We start from the raw sequence: 16,999 nt of genomic DNA, 5'->3' as shown, positions 1-16,999 counted from the left end.
CCCAAACAGCCGCGCGGGGGAGCGCGCCCCCCGGCATTTGCGGCCTAGAGTGCTGTAAGGGAACCCGAAAATGCAAGCCTGACCATTTAGGCAATTAGACGGTCGGGACTTTACGTAAGCCCTCCGGCGTGGTTGTCTGCCGGTCCTTTCGAAATTCCCGTCGTGAAAATCCATCCATGATACCGATTGCCGATCCCTGGTTTTATGCGGCCGCCATTCCGGCGGTGTTTTTTGTCGGCCTGTCCAAAGGCGGGTTCGGCGGCACCTTCGCCATGCTCGGCGTGCCGATCATGGCCCTGGCGGTTTCCCCGCTCCAGGCGGCCGGCATCATGCTGCCCATCCTGATCGTCATGGATATCGTCGCCCTGCTTGCCTATCGCGGCCGGGCCGACTGGAAATGCCTGGCCATCCTCCTGCCCGCCGCCGTCATCGGCATCGGCATCGGCTGGGCGACGGCCGCCTACGTGAACGACGCCTTTGTGCTGTTCCTGATCGGCATCATGTCGCTGGCCTTCGTTGCCGACTATGTCTTCAAGCAGCGCAAGGCGACGCAGGCCGCCCGCCATAATCTGCCCAAGGGCACGTTCTGGGGCGCCATCGCCGGTTTCACCAGCTTCATCAGCCACACCGGCGGCCCTCCCTTCCAGATGTACATGCTGCCCTTGCGACTGGCGCCGATGCTGTTTGCCGGCACGGCCGTGATCTTCTTTGCCGCCGTCAACGCGATCAAGCTGGTGCCCTATTTCCTTCTGGGCCAGTTCGACGCAACCAACCTGTCCACCTCCGTCACGCTGTTCCCGGTTGCGCTGGTCGCCACCCTGGTCGGCGTCTGGCTGGTCAGGATCGTCAAGGCGGAAACCTTCTACGCCATCATCTACGTCTTCATGGGGCTGATCGGCGCCAAGCTCACCTATGACGGGCTCCTGGGCCTGCTGGCGTGACGCATTTGGAAGAGAGCTGACCGCAAGGACGAATTGCGCGGGCCGGCATTTCCGGCTTTCATGGCAAAAAGATCCGGGAGGAAGATCATGGACGCTGCCGCCAGCCCGTACACGCAGGGGCTCGACAAGACCACGGCCAATTATGCCGCGCTGAGCCCGCTCGGCTTTCTCGCCCGCGCGGCGGATGTGTTTCCCGAGACCACCGCGATCGTGCATGGCAAACAGCGGACCGACTACCGCACCTTCTACAAGCGGTCCCGCCGCCTCGCTTCCGCGCTTGAGGGTCTCGGCATCGGCAAGAACGATACCGTCAGCGTGATGCTGTCCAACGTGCCGCCAATGCTGGAAGCCCACTACGGCGTGCCCATGGCCGGCGCCGTGCTGCATTCCATGAACACGCGCCTCGACGCGGCCATCATCGCCTTTCAGCTCGACCATGCGAATTGCAAGGTGCTGATCACGGACCGGGAATATGCCCCCGTGATGAAGGAAGCACTTGAACTGGCCTCGGTCGCGCCCACCGTGATCGATTACTCCGATCCGGAATTTCCGCAGGACGGCGAACGTCTCGGCACGCTCGACTACGAGGCGTTTGTCGGCTCCGGAGATCCCGGCTTTCAATGGTCCCTTCCGCAAGACGAATGGGACGCAATCGCGCTCAACTACACGTCCGGTACCACCGGCAACCCTAAAGGCGTGGTCTATCATCACCGCGGCGCCTACCTGCTCGCCCAGGCCAATGTCATCACCGCATCGATGGCCAAGCATCCGGTCTATCTGTGGACCCTGCCGATGTTCCATTGCAACGGCTGGTGTTTTCCCTGGTCGCTGTCGCTGGTCGCCGGCACCCATGTGTGCCTGCGTTGGGTGCGGCCGCAGACCATGTGGGACCTGATCGCCGACGAGGGCGTTACGCATCTGTGCGGCGCGCCGATCATCATGTCGACGCTCCTGAACGCCGCCCCGGACCAGAAACGGGATCTGGAGCGCGAGGTCGAGTTCTTCACCGCCGCCGCGCCGCCGCCCGAAAGCGTTCTGGCGGCCATGAAGACAGCCGGCTTCAACGTCACCCATCTCTATGGCCTGACCGAGGTCTACGGCCCCGCCGTCGTCAACGACTGGAAGCGGGAGTGGGACGCGCTGTCCGCGGAGCAGCAGGCCCAGAAGAAGGCCCGCCAGGGCGTGCGCTACGTCGCGCTGGAAGACCTGACCGTGCTGGATCCCGAAACGCTGGAGCGGGTACCGGCCGATGGCGAGACCCTCGGCGAGGTCATGTTCCGCGGCAACGTTGTCATGAAGGGATACCTGAAAAATCCGGAGGCCACCGAAAAGGCCTTCCGTGGCGGCTGGTTCCATTCCGGAGATCTCGGCGTCCTGCACCCGGACGGCTACGTCCAGCTGAAAGACCGCTCCAAGGACATCATCATCTCGGGCGGCGAGAATATTTCATCGATCGAGGTCGAGGAGGTGCTCTACAAGCATCCCGACGTCACGGCGGCCGCCGTGGTCGCCCGTCCCGACGAAAAATGGGGCGAGACACCTTGCGCCTTTGTCGAATTGAAGGCGGGATCAACAGTGAGCGACGCCGACCTGATCGCTTTCTGCCGTGAGCATCTGGCCGGTTTCAAGGCGCCCAGGACGGTGGTTTTCTGCGAGCTTCCCAAAACCTCCACCGGAAAGATCCAGAAATTCGCTCTCCGGGAACAGGCGAAGGCGCTTTAGGGTCTATGGACATCGCAAACTCGGAGCTGCCAACCCTGACAGCGTCATCCTGAGGAGGGCCGTCAGGTCCGTCTCGAAGGATCCGCAACTTGCTCCGGTCCTCGTGGCCGATCCTTCGAGACGCGTGCAAGCACGCTCCTCAGGATGACGATGAAGGTGTTGACAGGTCATTGACCCGACGCTGCCAGCGATTGATCTTAACGGGCCATATACTCCGGCATCTCCCCCGAATAAAACAAAAACGCCGCGCGATGCGCGGCGCCTCGAATTTGCGGGTACGTACGTGCGTCTAGTGCAGCGTCACGTCCTGACGTATTCGCTCGATTTCATCCTTGATCTTGAGCTTTTGTCTTTTCATGTCAGCCAATTGCAGAGAGTCAGTACTCGGATGCAGCTGAGCGTCTTCAATCTTGCGTTCCATTTCCTGGTGACGGCGCTCAAGTTCTGCGAGATGCGACTGCATTGACATGGAAAAACCTCCTGTCTGTTGGCTCAACATTTTCATCGTGCCACAGAAATTCCGGGCTTGTCGATTGCTGATTCCGCATACCTGGGGCGTTTCGCCGTCAAATTATGCATTCTCTCCGGTATCCTTAGGAAACCCTGAAAATCGGCCCGGAATTAACCACTTCAAATCTCACAAAAATTCCCCTTGGGAGATTTGCCAGTTCACAGCTTTTCCCCGCTGTTCCCGCGTTGCGCGCCGGCATGCCCAAATCGACTCCAGGGAAAGAATTGCAGCCCGCAATTTCGGACCCGCACTTGCCAAAGATGCTATCTTGCCGGGCATCGGCAAAATGGATTAGGACTACTGTCCTGTTTCGGGGGACGTGAATGGCGCAGCAGGACAGTGAAGCATTGCGGAATGAACTGGCGCAGCTTCGTCAGGAGCATCGGGATCTTGACGTGGCCGTCGAGGCGCTGGCGGCGACGACGAACCATGACGCCTTGCAGCTGCAGCGGCTGAAGAAAAAGAAGCTCATGATCAAGGACCGTATCTCCGCCCTTGAAGACCAGCTGTTCCCCGACATCATTGCCTGACCCCTGTCCTCGCCCGCGTTGCAAGGGGAGCCGTGGCGAATTTGCCGGATCGTCGGTGATTCGCGCTTGCGATGCGCCCGCTGCTGCCTATACTCCGCGGCTCTTCTGAGCCTGCCGGGAATTGGAGCGAAAAATGGCACAAGCGGATGTCGCAATCATCATGGGCAGTCAGTCGGACTGGCCGACTATGAAACATGCGGCCGACACGCTCGACCAATTGGGCATCAGCTACGAGGCCCGCATCGTCTCTGCCCACCGCACTCCGGACCGCATGTATGCCTTTGCCAAGGGCGCAAAGGCCGAAGGTTTCAGGATCATCATCGCGGGCGCGGGCGGCGCGGCGCACCTGCCGGGCATGACCGCGGCCCTGACCCCCCTTCCCGTCTTTGGCGTGCCGGTGGAAAGCCGGGCGCTGTCGGGAGAGGACAGCCTCCTGTCGATCGTGCAGATGCCGGCCGGCATCCCGGTGGGAACGCTGGCCATCGGCAAGGCGGGTGCCACCAATGCGGCGCTGCTGGCCGCCGCCGTGCTTGGTCTGACCGATGCAACGGTCGCGGACGCCCTCGATTCCTACCGTGCCGAGCGCACCGCCGCCGTCGCGGATGCCCCGAGCGACGCCGGCTGAGCCGACGGAAATTTTCGCTGAAAACAGGATTGCCCGACATGAGCGACACAACCCGGTTGAGCCCTGGAGACACCATCGGCATTCTCGGCGGCGGACAGCTTGGCCGCATGCTGGCGCAGTCGGCGGCAAGCCTCGGCCTCAAGACGCACATCTTCTGCCCCGATCCGGCCAGCCCCGCCTTCGATGTCAGCGCCACCTACACGGTCGCCCCCTACGAGGACAGGGACGCGCTCGACCGGTTTGCCGGGTCCGTCTCCGTTGTCACCTATGAATTCGAAAACGTGCCCGGCCCGACGGCCGCCCATCTGGATGCCAGGGTGCCCGTACGCCCGGGCGTGCGCGCGCTGGAGGTCTCCCAGGATCGCCTGTCCGAAAAGAGGTTCCTGTCGGGTGCCGGCGTTGCGATTGCAGGATTCGCGGATATCAACGCGCAATCGGATCTCGACGCCGCGCTGGAGCGTTTCGGCGGACAGGGCGTCCTGAAAACCCGCCGGTTCGGCTATGACGGCAAGGGCCAACAGATGATCCGCGCCGCCGGCGATGCCGACGGCGCCTTTGACAAGCTCGGCGCCGTTCCGGCCGTCCTGGAGCAGCTGGTTTCCTTCGACTGCGAAGTCTCGGTGATCGTTGCCCGCGACGTTGACGGACGGACGGCCTGCTACGACATTGCCCGCAACCACCATGAAAACCACATCCTGAAAACCTCGACGGTCCCGGCCGGCGTTTCCGAAGCAACGGCGACAGCTGCGCGCGCCATGGCAGAGCAGATCGTTACCGGCCTCGATTATGTCGGCGTGATGGGCGTCGAGATGTTCCTCGTCCGGGATGGCGACGGCGAGACGCTGATGGTCAACGAGATTGCGCCGCGCGTACACAATTCCGGCCACTGGACCCAGGACGCCTGTCTCTGCTCGCAGTTCGAGCAGCATATCCGCGCGGTCGCCGGCTGGCCGCTCGGTTCCGCGGAACGCCATTCGGATGCCGTGATGGAAAATCTGATCGGCGAGGACGCGGAGGGCTGGCAGGCGGTTCTGGGCGAAGCGGATGCCCGGCTGCATCTCTACGGCAAGGCGGACATCCGCCCTGGCCGCAAGATGGGCCATGTGAACCGGATTTCCGGAAAAACCGCCTGATCGATCAGCCGGTCACGAGCCCGAGTTTCTCCCGGCTGGCGAAACGCCGGTTGGCGAGGATGGCGACCGAGGCCAGCCCGCCGGCGAGGCCGCACCAGACGCCCACCCCGCCCCATCCGGCCAGGAAACCGAGGCCGAGCGACAGGCTGATGCCGACCACCCAGTAGCCGAACAGCGCGTAAAACAGCGGGATGGTGGTGTCGCCGAGACCGCGCAGATTGTTGACGCCGATGATCTGGCCGCCGTCGGCCAGCTGGAACAGCGCGGCGACCAGCAGGAACGAGACACCGTAGGTCATCACGTCCCGCGCCTGCGGGTCATCCAGATCCAGATAAAATCCAACCAGGATTTCCGGGACGGTCCAGAACAGGATCGCAAAGCTGCCCATGAACAGCATCGTGACCGCAAGCGATGTCCAGCCCGCGCGGCCCACGCCGGCATGGTCCCCCCGCCCTGCCGCCAGGCTGACCCGGGTCATGGCGGCCACCGACAGGCCGACCGGCACCATGAAGGTGATCGAGGCGATCTGCAGGGCAATGCCGTGACCGGCAAGCGGCAGCGTGCCCAGCCAGCCGATCATGATCGACGACGCCGTGAACAGCGACCCTTCCGCGATAATGGTCAGCGCAATCGGGGTTCCGAGCCGGACGATCTGGAAGAACACCTGCCAGTCCGAGCGCCAGATCCGGCCGAGAATATAGTACCGCTTGAGCCTGGGATGCAGCAGGGCATAGGCGAGCAGGAACAGGAACGTCGTGCTGGCGCTGAAGACCGAGGCGATGCCCGCGCCGACAAGTTCGAGCCTCGGAAAACCGAATTCCCCGAAAATCAGCAGGTAATCGAGGATCGCATTGACGATCGCCCCGGCAATGGTCGCCCAGAGCACCACCTGCGTGCGTTCCATGACGGTCAGGAATGCCCGGATCGCCATGATCAGCAGCGCGGGCAGCATCGTCCATTGCAGGTAGATCATGTAGACGCCGGCGAGTTCCGCAAGGTTCGGCTCCTGCCCGAGCGCCAGCAGGATCGGCTCGATGAACAGCAGCACGCCCCAGACCGGCACGCAGAAAAAGACGGAAACCCAGAACCCCATGCGCACGGCCCGGCGCAGGTCTCGCGGCTTACGCTGGCCACGCGCGCGCGCCGCCAGGGGAATGACCGCCTGCAGGACGCCCATGCCGAAAAACCACAAAAGCATGTAGAAATTGAAGGCCAGGACGGACGCCGCCAGTTCTTCGGCTCCCAGGCGTCCGATCATCAGGACATCGGTCGTATTGATGGCCATCTGGGCCATCTGGGCCCCGGCAAGCGGCAGTCCGAGCGACAGCGTCGGAAGGATATCGCTCCGCCAGAGCGAGGCCTTCTGTGGCGAATCGGACACCCTTGACGCAGGCTGCGCCATCGCTTCCTCCAAAAATACGGGTGAGACCCGGCCATTTGATGCAATTGTCCGGCCGGGGCGGGTTATCCACCTCTAACGGCGAAAAGCTGCAGAGTCCACTCCGTTTGCACCGTCGTGGCGTGGCGGCTTGCGGGTGCAAAGAAACCGGATTCTTGGCGAATGGCTGTGGACACATCAGGAATGCTCTGGTATGTAGCCCGCCAGTAGTGAGCGACGCGTCAGCGGCGATCAAGTTTCTGTACACATGTGAATGCTCGATACATCGGTTTGCCGGTGAGTGTTGACTGCGTGTTTCCGGAAGCAGTCGCACAGATCGTTGGCCAGAGCTCGCTTAAATCAACGTCCATTCAGGCTGCGGATTGGCCGCGGCGCATCGAAAACGGGAAAAAACGCGTGCAGGTTCTGGTTCGCGACAACAATGTCGATCAAGCGCTCAAGGCGCTGAAGAAAAAGATGCAGCGCGAAGGCATCTTCCGTGAAATGAAGCTTCGCGGTCACTTTGAAAAACCGTCTGAAAAGAAGGCACGCGAGAAGGCTGAAGCCATTCGCCGCGCGCGCAAGCTGGCTCGCAAGCGGGCACAGCGCGAAGGTCTTCTCCCGGGCAAGTCCGCTCGCCGCTGATCCGGCTTGAGTGTGCCCGGCGGCTGGCTCCGCCACACTTGACAAGATTGCCCTAAGGCCGACCGAAGTCCCGGTCGGCTTTTGGCGTTTTGCCGAGAATGCCTTGGACATGGCGCGATCGCTTGAGCAAAGCCACATTACCGCCCTATTGGAGGGAGATGAACGGCATGTCTGAACGCCTGACTGTAAGAGATCGTCTTTGCCGCATGCGCAATTTTCTGCCCCACGCCGCCTTGCTCAGCCTCGCAACCCTGCTGGCAGCCTGCAACACGTCGGGTGTCTATAACGACGTTCCGGTCAATTCCTCCGCGGGATCCTCCACGAACATCGCCTCCTTGACCGCAGTGATCGAGGCCAATCCTTCGGATGCAACGGCCTACAGCACGCGCGGCATCGCCTATGGCCAGGCCGGTAAGCTCGACAACGCGGTCGAGGACTTCAACCGCGCCCTGCAGCTCAATCCGCAGTCCTACCAGACCTACGCCAACAGGGCGCTTGTATACCGCCGCATGGGCCGGACCCAGGAAGCGGTGTCCGACTACACCCGCGCGATCAACATCAAGCCGGATTACGATGTCGCCTATGTCGGCCGCGGAAACATCTATCGCCAGCAGGGCAATTACAGCGCCGCCCTTGCCGACTTCAATTCCGTGATTGCCCGCGACAGCTCCGATGCCCGCGCGTTCTACAACCGCGGCCTGATCTACCAGGCCCAGAACCAGCATCAGCGTGCGATCGAGGATTTCGCCACGGCCATCGGCCTCAACCCGAAGGCCAGCGCACCCTACATTGCCCGCGGCATTTCCTACATTGCTCTGAACGATCCCAATGCGGCGTTCTCCGACCTGTCCATGGCCGTCAACCTTGACCGCGACTCGTCGGTTGCCTGGGCCAATCGCGGACTTGCACTGGAACAGCTTGGCAAGACCACCGACGCCCGTCGCAATTACACCCGCGCGATGACCCTGGACAATTCGAACCAGGTTGCCCGCGAAGGTCTTGGCCGCCTCGGCCGCAGCTAGAACGCTTTTCGAACCAGGAACTTGCCTCGCCCGCCCCGGGTCGGCGCTGTGCGTTGCCCAAGCGCAGCCGCAAGTCTTGAATGTGCTGATTTCGTCGTTACCACTCAGCCGTGTTACGGTCTTGGCAGAACGAATCGCCGCTGACTCCTCGGTTCCTGACGACGAAAAGCCGAAATCGCTCCATGACTGCCAATCCAATTCTCGTTTCCTCGCCCACGCCCCGTTCGGGAACGACGCTGGTGCAGCGTTTGATCACCAGTTCGGACAACGGGATTTGCTACGGCGAGTTCTGTGGCCGAAGGATCGTCGAACTGTGCGAGTTTGCACACAAGGAACTGGTGGCTGTTCAGAACAACAGGGAGCGGCAGGAATACGAGTGGGACAACATCTTCCAGGGCAATCATGACTACTGGATGGTCGGGCTGGACTTGCCCGGCGAGTTCCCCGGACATGCCCTGGTCGGAGCCGTCCAGTTCTATAAACAGAACTATGACGAAGCAACACGGGCCATCGACAAGGAAATCTGGGCGGCGAAGGTTCCGAAAATCGCCTTCAGGGATGTCGTCAAGACGTCCGACCTGATCAGCGACCTCAAATGCATCTACATCTACCGAAACATTTATGACGTTATCAAATCGCAGAAGACGAGGGGCTGGTTTGAACGAGAATCCGATCTCGTCAAGGCCTGCGAGGAGTGGCTGGCCAATACCGAGGTGATCGCCGCTCTGAAACGCGCCGCGTTCCAGAACCAGCCGACCATGCTGCACGTCGTCCAGTATGAGGACCTGACGGAAAACCTTCAGGACAACATCGAGCAGATAGAAGCCTTCACCGGCCTGAGCGGCATCAAGCCCGAAGTGGCCGATACCAAGGTCAACACCTGGAAGCCGACGTCCAGGGAAAACCTCGAGCCCAGGGTTTCCTACGAGGCTCCGCAGGGCCTTGCGCGGCACGAATGTGAACTCATCGACAAGATCTGTGGCGAGCGTATGCGGGAGCTCTATCCGGAGCTCTCGATGGAGGACTTTCTGCCGAAAAACTGATGCCCGGTGTCACGGCTCCCGTGCACCGAGGGCAGAGACCCGCGGGAAGGACTTGCGGCTCAAAACGGCACGGGCGACCGGAAGATAACTCTGTCGCCACCGATCGGATGATGCAGTTCCAGGCTCTCCGCATGCAGCGCCAACCGGTCCGACGCGGCCAGTGCGTCACCTTCGGCATAAAACCTGTCACCGATGATCGGATGGCCCTGCGCAAGCATGTGCACCCTGAGCTGGTGAGACCGCCCGGTATGCGGAAACAGCCGGACGCGGCAGGTTCTTTCGCGTCGCTCGAGCACCTGCCAGCGCGTCAGCGCCGGCTTGCCGTGCTCAAAGCAGACCATCTGTTTCGGCCGGTTCGGCCAGTCGCAGATCAGCGGCAGATCGATTTCGCCGGCGTCATCTGCCGGCTGGCCCCAGACATCCGCAACATAGACCTTGGCGGTCTTGCGCCTCTCGAACTGCAGACCGAGATGCCGGTGCGCCGCCGCGTTCATTGCCAGGACCATGACACCGGACGTGTCCATGTCGAGCCGGTGAACGATCCGCGCCTCGGGAAAACGCTCCCGGGCTCGCCTTTCGACGCAATCGGCATGTTCCGCAGCCTTGCCGGGGACACTCAACAATCCGCCGGGCTTGTCGATCACCAGAAGGTCTTCATCGACATGCAGGACCGGAAGATACGGTTCCAGCGGTGGCGCGTAGACGAAGTCTGAAAGATCTGTCTGGTTCATGGCGCCGCCTGTGGAGCGAAAGTCGGCAAAACAAAAGGCGCGGCTCCGGCCGCGCCTTCTCCCTTCGACAGGGAAACGTCTCTCGACGAACGTATCAGACCGTCAGAATGGCCAGAACGCCGGTCAGGAGAAAGACCGCTGCGGGCGGGATCCAGCCGGAGGCCCCGAGTGCCAGACCGATGGCGGAAGCAACCACCGTTGCGATCAGCATCAGCCAGCCGAACACGGTGGCGACCGTACCGCCGAATGCGAACAGGATCAGGCACAGAACGATGTTGAGGACCGCGATGGTGCCGACCTTGGAGAAGTTGATGAACCCCTCGTAGGTCTGCTCGTGAGCATCATAGTCCATTGCGGGCGCGGTTTCGTCAGACATGAAGTCCCCCAGGAAAATTCGTAAGTCGGCAGCCTTCATACAATAAAGGCAACCTGTTCGGCAATGACCGGTTTTGCTGTTTTGTCCCGATAGGACGCGACTTTTTGGCAGGTGGGCGGCCCGGCCGGCTTTCTAGGCGGCTGTGGGTGTCCCCGCAAGGCCGGCGACTTCCAGAACGGCATCCTGACGGCGGCGCACTTTCTCGGCATCAAAACCCTCGATCTGCTCATTGAACAGCTCAAAGAAATTGAGCTCGGCACGCAGATGCAGGAAAACGCCGCCGAGGCCTATGGCGGCCCGGTCCATGAAGACGAATTCCTGCGGCACTGTCACTGGCCCCAGTTCCTTCAGTGCGGAATGAACCCGGAAGGCTTCCTTGCGGCCGTATTCGGCTGCGGACACCCCGTCCGCGATCGAACGGACCCGATCCGTCAGTAGCGGTCCGTAGATGAACCTTGCCCAGACATTCAGGACCTCGATCACCTCTTTCTTGAGCCCCTTGAACCCCCAGCGTTCATAGGCCGAAACGACCCGGTCGTTGTCCTCTTCCAGCAGACCGCGGTAGAGCTCGACAACGCCTTCCACAAAGGCTTCCGGAAACACCCGGATACAGCCATAGTCGAGAAGGTTGATCCCCGCGGGTGCACCATCTGCTTCGAAGACCGTGTAATTACCCAGATGCGGATCGCCGTGGATCACGCCGAAATGGCTGAAAGGGTGCCACCAGGCATGGAACATGGTCCGCGCCAGGTGATTGCGGTCTTCCAGGCTGTGTTCCTTGAAGTCCAGCAGCGGCCGGCCCGTGAGCCAGCCCATGGTCAGGAGCCGCTTGGTCGACAGGTCATGGATCACTTCCGGCACCCGGATCTGGTCCGTCTCCTTCAGGATCTCCTGATAGACCGCGATATGCGCCGCCTCCCTGGCATAGTCCAGTTCCTCGCGCACCCGTGCGCTGATCTCCTTGGCGATCTCGCGCGTGTCGATCGCCGGGCTCATGCGCCGGTGCAGTGAAAACAGCATCTGCAACTGGCTGAGATCCGCCTCCACGGCCGAGGCCATGTCCGGATATTGCAGCTTGCACGCCAGGACCCGGCCGTCGTGACCGGTGGCCCGGTGCACCTGGCCGAGCGAGGCGGCCGCCGCCGGCTCCCGGCCGAACGCCTCGAACCGCGTCTGCCAGTCGGCCCCCAGTTCCGCGCGCATGCGCCGCTTGACGAAGGCCCAGCCCATGGGCGGCGCGCTCGCCTGAAGCTTCGCCAGCTCCGTGGTGTATTCAGGCGGCAGCGCATCGGGGATGGTCGACAGCAGTTGCGCCACCTTCATCAGCGGCCCCTTCAGACCTCCGAGCGCTTCCGCCAGCTCGGCCGCGTTCTTGGCATTGTCCAGCTCCATGCCGAACAACCGCGCGCCGGCAACCTTGGCCGCGATCCCGCCCATGTTGGTGCCGACCTTTGCATAACGGCCCATGCGGGCACTGAAGCGATTGCTTTCGCGGTCTTTTGGTCCTGGCATGAACGTGGATGCTCCCTGAAGGGCCAAGCTTGATGACATCGACACTACATAAGAATTACGGCGGCAAGGTCCAGTCGGACCAGCAGCCAAAGCGCCGCACTTCAGCCGGACAGGGCTTCGAGCGCCTCCGCCAGGGCGTCCCGTGTCGGCCCCAACCCCTTGTAGGCCAGCTGGTCCGGGTCCAGCGCCAGCAGCTGCCGCCTGAGGCCGGCGGCCAGTTCGGCCCGGTCTTCCTGGCTTTCCAGCACCGCAAGCGGGTCATGGTGGATCTTGATGGTGAACAGGATGTCGCCAGAGCCCGGCAGCCGGCGCAGGGTCTGGCGTTCCACCCGCAGAAACAGGCGCGCAAGAGCACCGTCCTCGATCTCGACCCGGATCTGCTTGGGTTGCGGATGATGAAGCTCGGCGTCCGGGTAGATCGACCAGTTGAAGCGGCCGAGCAGCTGCCCCGTCTTCAGGTTGTCGAAGATCCGCGCCACCATCCGGCCCATGCGGCCCTCATTGAAACCGGGCACGTTGTCATGGATACCCGTCATTGACTGGCCGAACTTCTCCGCCAGGGACCAGGAGGAGGGAAAACACAGAGAGGCGGCCGCCAGCCGGTAACCGTCCGGCCCCGGCCGCATCAGGACAAGATCCTCCTGCACAAGGCGCGAGGCCGTCAAAAGGGCGGGTCCGTCCGCAAGCGCGACACGCCGCCCGGCCTGGAGCAACTCGACCTCGTGCCCCGAGACCCGGTGAGTGTCCGGGTGGTATTGCGCGAGATGCCCGGTGACAAGGTCCAGCACCTCCTGTTGCGCGGCCCCGGTATCGGGTTCGGCCCGGAATACGACGTCGAGCGACGCCCCGATCAGCCTTTCCTTTTCCGCAAGATGTGGCACCAGGAACGGATCGACCTCCAGCCAGCTGTCTTCATCAACCGGTTTCAGGCCGACGGTAAAGGGCTGGCTGGAGCCGTCATAGGGGGTGTGCCGGAACGGGCGCGCGGGCTTCATGCGTCTGTCGTCTTCACGCCTCTTCCAGGGCCTCCAGTTCGTCGACGAGACCTTCGATCACCGAAAGCCCCTTTTTCCAGAAATCCGGATCCGTCGCGCTCAGGCCGAACGGGGCCAGCAGCTCCGAATGGTGCTTGGTGCCGCCGGCCTTGAGGAGATCGAAATACTTGTCCTGGAAACCGGCCTCCGCCTCCTCGTAGACCGCGTAAAGCGAGTTCACCAGGCAATCGCCGAAGGCGTAGGCATAGACGTAGAAGGGCGAGTGGATGAAATGCGGGATATAGGTCCAGAAGGTTTCATAGCCCTCGTTGATCCTGATCGCCGGACCGAGACTTTCCTCCTGAACGGACAGCCACAACTCGCCGATCTTGTCCGCGGTCAGCTCACCGTTGCGCCGTTCGGTATGGACCTTGCGCTCGAACGTGTAGAAGGCGATCTGGCGCACAACCGTGTTGATCATGTCCTCGGCCTTCGAGGCCAGCATGATCTTGCGCCTCTGCGGGTTGTCGGCCTTTGCCAGCATGGACTTGAAGGTCAGCATTTCACCGAAGACACTCGCGGTTTCGGCCAGTGTCAGCGGTGTCGGCGCCATCAGCGGACCGTTCGGCGCGGCCAGAACCTGGTGGACGCCATGCCCCAGCTCGTGGGCGAGCGTCATGACATCCCGGGTCTTGCCCTGGTAGTTGACCAGCACATAGGGATGCGCGCTCGGAACCGTCGGGTGCGCAAAGGCGCCCGGTGCCTTGCCGGACCGGGCGGGAGCATCGATCCAGCCCCTGTCGAAAAAGCGGCCGGCGATTTCGGCCATGTCCGAAGAGAAACCGTCATAGGCCGACAGGACCGTGTCCCTGGCCTCGTCCCACGGGATCAACCGCGTGTCGGCATCCGGAAGCGGAGCGTTCCTGTCCCAGGTGTTGAGCTGGTCCATGCCCAGCCACTTGGCCTTCAGCTTGTAATAGCGGTGCGACAGGCGCGGATAGGCCTCGCGGACCGCCGCCACCAGGGCATCGACCACCTCGCGCTCGACACGGTTGGACAGATGCCGGCTGTCGGCTATGTCGGAAAAGTTGCGCCAGCGGTCGGAGATTTCCTTGTCCTTGGCCAGCGTATTGGTGATCAGCGTGAAGGTTCTCAGGTTTTCCTTGAACGTCTTCGTCAGCGCCTCGGACGCCTGGCGGCGTTTGTCCGCAGACGGATCGACCAGGAGGTTGAGGGTCGGCTCGATGGAGAGCTGCTCACCGTCCACGTCGAAGGACAGCGAGGCCATGGTCTCGTCGAACAGGCGGTTCCATGCGCTGGCGCCGGTAACCGACTTTTCGTGGAACAGCTGCTCGACCCTGTCTTCCAGCTGATAGGGTTTGCCTTTCCTGAGGTCTTCGATCCAGGGCCGGAAATGGGCAAACTGCGCGTCCTTCAGCGCCGCTTCCATGACCGCGTCGTCAATCATGTTCATTTCCAGCGTGAAGAACAGGAGATGGGAACTTGCGGTCGTGATCTGGTCCTGCACATCGCCATAGAACTTCTGCGATTCAGGCCGGATGGTGTTTTCCGCGTAGACCAGGCCGGCAAAGGAAATCAGCCGTCCCATCACGTCTTCCAGATCCTCGTAGGCCCGAATGGCCGTGACCAGCGCGGAGACATTCGTTTCGGCAAGTTCGCCCAGGCGGCCCTTGTAGGAGGTCTCGAAGGTTTTCGACCGCTCGAGGATCTCCTTCAGATCCGCCGCGACTTCCGGAGCATCAACGGCAGGATAGAGGTCCGTGAGATCCCATTCCGGGAGCGTGCCGAGTTCTGCGGACGCGGAGGACTGAGGAGCAAAAACAGGCTTCGACATGGAATTGTTCTTCTCTGATCACCGGTTGCCGGCACAGCACCGGGCCTATCAACGACAATGAATTAGTAGGCCGGGGAAGGACCCCGCCGCAATCGGCCTGCGCAAACTTTTTTGCCCCGCGCTGGACGATTTGTTTACCCAATTGCGACCAGAATGGATCGAAACGAGACAATTCGGGACAAGCGAAGGTCAAGATGCAGGCTATCAGCGGCAAGATTCTCATCGTTGACGACGATCCGATCCAGCGCAGGCTCCTGCAGGAGGCGGTCAAGAAATTCGGCTACCGCTCGAAAACCGCCGAAAACGGATTGGAAGCCGTGCGGATCATGACAGGCCCCGAGGCCAGCGAGATCGATCTGATCATCCTGGACATGGTCATGCCGGAACTGGACGGTCTCGGCGTCCTGGAAAAGCTGCGCGGCGACAAAATCGCAACGCCGGTGATCGTGCAGACCGCCCATGGCGGCATCGACACCGTCGTCAGCGTGATGAATGCCGGCGCACAGGATTTCGTGGTCAAGCCGGTTGCGCCGGAACGGCTGAATGTCTCGATCCGCAATCTGCTCAAGACCTCCGCGCTGGAAGGCGAGATCACGCGGATCCGCAGCAAGGCGTCCGGCACGCTGACGTTCAACGACATCATCACCCATTCCGCGGCGATGGAGCGGGTGATCAACCTGGGCAAGCGCGCCGCCGCCTCCAACATTCCCATTCTCATCGAAGGCGAAAGCGGCGTCGGCAAGGAAATGATCGCCAGCGCCATCCAGGGCTCCAGCGACCGCAAGTCCAAACCGCTGGTCACGGTCAATTGCGGCGCGATCCCCGACAATCTGGTGGAATCCATCCTGTTCGGACACGAAAAGGGCGCTTTCACGGGAGCGGTCGACAAGCATGTCGGCAAGTTCCAGGAAGCCCATGGCGGCACGCTGTTCCTCGACGAGGTCGGCGAACTGCCCCAGGAGGTCCAGGTCAAGCTGCTCCGGGCCATCCAGGAAAACGAGATCGACCCGATCGGAGCCCGCCGCCCGGTCAAGGTGGACTTCCGCCTGATCTCCGCCACCAACAGGAGGCTGATCGACCAGGTCAAGGAAGGCGTCTTCCGGGAAGACCTCTATTACCGGCTGAACGTGTTTCCGATCTGGATCCCGCCCCTGCGCGATCGCCGCGAGGACATTCCGGCCCTGACCCGGCATTTCCTGGCACGCTTTGCCGCCGAAGAAGGCAAGCCGCAGGTGTCAAGCGTGAGCCCGGACACGCTGGCCATGCTGCAGGACTATCACTGGCCTGGGAACATCCGGCAGCTGGAAAACGCCGTTTTCCGTGCCGTGGTTCTGTGCGACGGCGCACATCTGACAATCAACGACTTCCCGCAGATCGCTTCCGCAACGGAGCAGCCCGTCGTTCCGGTCGCAGCTCCGCCGGCACAGGAAATACCGGCGCCTGCGGCCCAGACGGCACCGGCGGCATCGACATACGCGGCTCCGCCCCCCGCCGCGCAGTCCCCGTCGGCCACCGGCTTCGAACAGGAGGCCCCGTTCGGTTTCATGCGCAACCTTGACCAGGAAGGCCATGTCCGGAAGCTCGCCGATATCGAGGAAGAGTTGATTCGCGCCGCCATCAATCACTATTCCGGCCGCATGACCGAAGTGGCCAAGCGGCTCGGCATCGGACGATCCACGCTTTATCGCAAGCTCAAGGAATACGGCCTGGAGGACGGCGGCAAGGAAGATGCCGCCTGAAGGTTCCAGGGCCCGACACGATTCCCGGATCTGATCCGGGCAGCGCGCGATATCGATCTCCCCTGAAAACCGGCTGTTCAGCCCGGATTGTGGCCCCATCCGGGCGTTTTGCCGCCTATTGAGGCAGATCATGGCGACCGGGCTGGAATCGGACGATTTTTTGACGCATTCTGCGATTATCCAGCACCAATGGAGAAATTTGCCAAGAGGAGCTTGCGGCGTTGCATTTCTGCCACGATTATCAGGCAAGCGAATTTAGGGT

16 protein-coding genes are annotated in these 16,999 nt (G+C 62.0%); 9 read left to right on the top strand and 7 right to left on the bottom strand.

Annotation, left to right across the window (positions count from 1 at the left end):
• Positions 1–176 precede the first annotated feature (176 nt).
• Complete coding sequence (locus O6760_RS11800; protein WP_269585556.1) at positions 177–941, top strand: sulfite exporter TauE/SafE family protein; 765 nt, start codon at positions 177–179, stop codon at positions 939–941.
• 87 nt (positions 942–1,028) lie between these two features.
• Positions 1,029–2,663, top strand: a complete 1,635-nt coding sequence (locus tag O6760_RS11795) for an acyl-CoA synthetase (protein WP_269585555.1) — start codon at positions 1,029–1,031, stop codon at positions 2,661–2,663.
• A 289-nt stretch (positions 2,664–2,952) separates the two neighbouring features.
• On the opposite strand, the gene O6760_RS11790 is transcribed toward O6760_RS11795, so the two are convergent.
• On the bottom strand, positions 2,953–3,132 hold the full coding sequence (locus tag O6760_RS11790; protein ID WP_269585554.1) for a YdcH family protein: 180 nt from the start codon (positions 3,130–3,132) through the stop codon (positions 2,953–2,955).
• 365 nt (positions 3,133–3,497) lie between these two features.
• On the opposite strand from O6760_RS11790, the gene O6760_RS11785 reads away from it, so the two are divergent.
• The 3 genes from O6760_RS11785 to O6760_RS11775 all read left to right on the top strand — a co-directional run bounded on the left by O6760_RS11785 (position 3,498) and on the right by O6760_RS11775 (position 5,462).
• On the top strand, positions 3,498–3,704 hold the full coding sequence (locus O6760_RS11785; RefSeq protein WP_269585553.1) for a YdcH family protein: 207 nt from the start codon (positions 3,498–3,500) through the stop codon (positions 3,702–3,704).
• A gap of 133 nt (positions 3,705–3,837) precedes the next feature.
• Entirely contained in the window at positions 3,838–4,329 is a 492-nt protein-coding gene (gene purE, locus O6760_RS11780; RefSeq protein ID WP_269585552.1) for a 5-(carboxyamino)imidazole ribonucleotide mutase, read from the top strand.
• A 38-nt stretch (positions 4,330–4,367) separates the two neighbouring features.
• Positions 4,368–5,462 (top strand): 5-(carboxyamino)imidazole ribonucleotide synthase, encoded by a 1,095-nt coding sequence (locus O6760_RS11775; protein ID WP_269585551.1) that lies wholly within the window; start codon positions 4,368–4,370, stop codon positions 5,460–5,462.
• Between the two features lie 4 nt (positions 5,463–5,466).
• Here O6760_RS11775 and O6760_RS11770 read toward each other — a convergent pair whose 3' ends face one another.
• On the bottom strand, positions 5,467–6,864 hold the full coding sequence (locus tag O6760_RS11770; protein WP_269585550.1) for an MATE family efflux transporter: 1,398 nt from the start codon (positions 6,862–6,864) through the stop codon (positions 5,467–5,469).
• A gap of 393 nt (positions 6,865–7,257) precedes the next feature.
• Here O6760_RS11770 and rpsU point away from each other — a divergent pair, with 393 nt between their 5' ends.
• The 3 genes from rpsU (at position 7,258) to O6760_RS11755 (ending at position 9,550) form a co-directional block, all read left to right on the top strand.
• A complete protein-coding gene (gene rpsU / locus O6760_RS11765) occupies positions 7,258–7,485 on the top strand; it encodes a 30S ribosomal protein S21 (protein ID WP_008188883.1) in 228 nt (75 codons plus the stop codon).
• Between the two features lie 167 nt (positions 7,486–7,652).
• On the top strand, positions 7,653–8,507 hold the full coding sequence (locus O6760_RS11760) for a tetratricopeptide repeat protein (protein ID WP_269585549.1): 855 nt from the start codon (positions 7,653–7,655) through the stop codon (positions 8,505–8,507).
• Positions 8,508–8,689: 182 nt separating this feature from the next.
• Positions 8,690–9,550: a sulfotransferase gene (locus O6760_RS11755; protein WP_269585548.1), complete on the top strand. Its 861-nt coding sequence runs from the start codon at positions 8,690–8,692 to the stop codon at positions 9,548–9,550.
• A 59-nt stretch (positions 9,551–9,609) separates the two neighbouring features.
• Here the strand turns inward: O6760_RS11755 and O6760_RS11750 are convergent, their stop codons facing one another.
• From O6760_RS11750 to O6760_RS11730, 5 genes are all read right to left on the bottom strand, one after another.
• Positions 9,610–10,281 carry a pseudouridine synthase gene (locus tag O6760_RS11750; protein ID WP_269585547.1) on the bottom strand — a complete coding sequence of 224 codons (672 nt, stop codon included), beginning with the start codon at positions 10,279–10,281 and terminating at the stop codon, positions 9,610–9,612.
• Between the two features lie 94 nt (positions 10,282–10,375).
• Complete coding sequence (locus O6760_RS11745) at positions 10,376–10,657, bottom strand: aa3-type cytochrome c oxidase subunit IV (RefSeq protein WP_269585546.1); 282 nt, start codon at positions 10,655–10,657, stop codon at positions 10,376–10,378.
• A 132-nt stretch (positions 10,658–10,789) separates the two neighbouring features.
• Positions 10,790–12,169: an ABC1 kinase family protein gene (locus tag O6760_RS11740; protein ID WP_269585545.1), complete on the bottom strand. Its 1,380-nt coding sequence runs from the start codon at positions 12,167–12,169 to the stop codon at positions 10,790–10,792.
• Between the two features lie 101 nt (positions 12,170–12,270).
• Positions 12,271–13,164, bottom strand: coding sequence for a heme-dependent oxidative N-demethylase family protein (locus tag O6760_RS11735; protein ID WP_269585544.1), 894 nt, complete (start codon positions 13,162–13,164; stop codon positions 12,271–12,273).
• A 13-nt stretch (positions 13,165–13,177) separates the two neighbouring features.
• Positions 13,178–14,998 (bottom strand): M3 family oligoendopeptidase, encoded by a 1,821-nt coding sequence (locus O6760_RS11730; RefSeq protein WP_269585543.1) that lies wholly within the window; start codon positions 14,996–14,998, stop codon positions 13,178–13,180.
• 194 nt (positions 14,999–15,192) lie between these two features.
• On the opposite strand from O6760_RS11730, the gene O6760_RS11725 reads away from it, so the two are divergent.
• Positions 15,193–16,737 (top strand): sigma-54-dependent transcriptional regulator, encoded by a 1,545-nt coding sequence (locus O6760_RS11725; protein ID WP_269585542.1) that lies wholly within the window; start codon positions 15,193–15,195, stop codon positions 16,735–16,737.
• Positions 16,738–16,999 lie beyond the last annotated feature (262 nt).

It is taken from the genome of Roseibium sp. Sym1 (genome assembly GCF_027359675.1).
Taxonomy (GTDB): domain Bacteria; phylum Pseudomonadota; class Alphaproteobacteria; order Rhizobiales; family Stappiaceae; genus Roseibium.
Note: the sequence above shows the minus strand (reverse complement) of the source record. Positions and strands in the feature narration are given on the sequence as shown.

Bases quoted from the DNA above. Each gene is read 5' to 3' on its own strand.
- O6760_RS11740 (WP_269585545.1), bottom strand. From the start codon at position 12,169: ATGCCAGGACCAAAAGACCGCGAAAGCAATCGCTTCAGTGCCCGCATG.
- O6760_RS11725 (WP_269585542.1), top strand. From the start codon at position 15,193: ATGCAGGCTATCAGCGGCAAGATTCTCATCGTTGACGACGATCCGATC.
- O6760_RS11785 (WP_269585553.1), top strand. From the start codon at position 3,498: ATGGCGCAGCAGGACAGTGAAGCATTGCGGAATGAACTGGCGCAGCTT.
- O6760_RS11730 (WP_269585543.1), bottom strand. From the start codon at position 14,998: ATGTCGAAGCCTGTTTTTGCTCCTCAGTCCTCCGCGTCCGCAGAACTC.
- O6760_RS11750 (WP_269585547.1), bottom strand. From the start codon at position 10,281: ATGAACCAGACAGATCTTTCAGACTTCGTCTACGCGCCACCGCTGGAA.
- O6760_RS11770 (WP_269585550.1), bottom strand. From the start codon at position 6,864: ATGGCGCAGCCTGCGTCAAGGGTGTCCGATTCGCCACAGAAGGCCTCG.
- purE (WP_269585552.1), top strand. From the start codon at position 3,838: ATGGCACAAGCGGATGTCGCAATCATCATGGGCAGTCAGTCGGACTGG.
- O6760_RS11760 (WP_269585549.1), top strand. From the start codon at position 7,653: ATGTCTGAACGCCTGACTGTAAGAGATCGTCTTTGCCGCATGCGCAAT.
- O6760_RS11795 (WP_269585555.1), top strand. From the start codon at position 1,029: ATGGACGCTGCCGCCAGCCCGTACACGCAGGGGCTCGACAAGACCACG.
- O6760_RS11755 (WP_269585548.1), top strand. From the start codon at position 8,690: ATGACTGCCAATCCAATTCTCGTTTCCTCGCCCACGCCCCGTTCGGGA.
- O6760_RS11800 (WP_269585556.1), top strand. From the start codon at position 177: ATGATACCGATTGCCGATCCCTGGTTTTATGCGGCCGCCATTCCGGCG.
- O6760_RS11735 (WP_269585544.1), bottom strand. From the start codon at position 13,164: ATGAAGCCCGCGCGCCCGTTCCGGCACACCCCCTATGACGGCTCCAGC.
- O6760_RS11745 (WP_269585546.1), bottom strand. From the start codon at position 10,657: ATGTCTGACGAAACCGCGCCCGCAATGGACTATGATGCTCACGAGCAG.
- O6760_RS11775 (WP_269585551.1), top strand. From the start codon at position 4,368: ATGAGCGACACAACCCGGTTGAGCCCTGGAGACACCATCGGCATTCTC.
- O6760_RS11790 (WP_269585554.1), bottom strand. From the start codon at position 3,132: ATGTCAATGCAGTCGCATCTCGCAGAACTTGAGCGCCGTCACCAGGAA.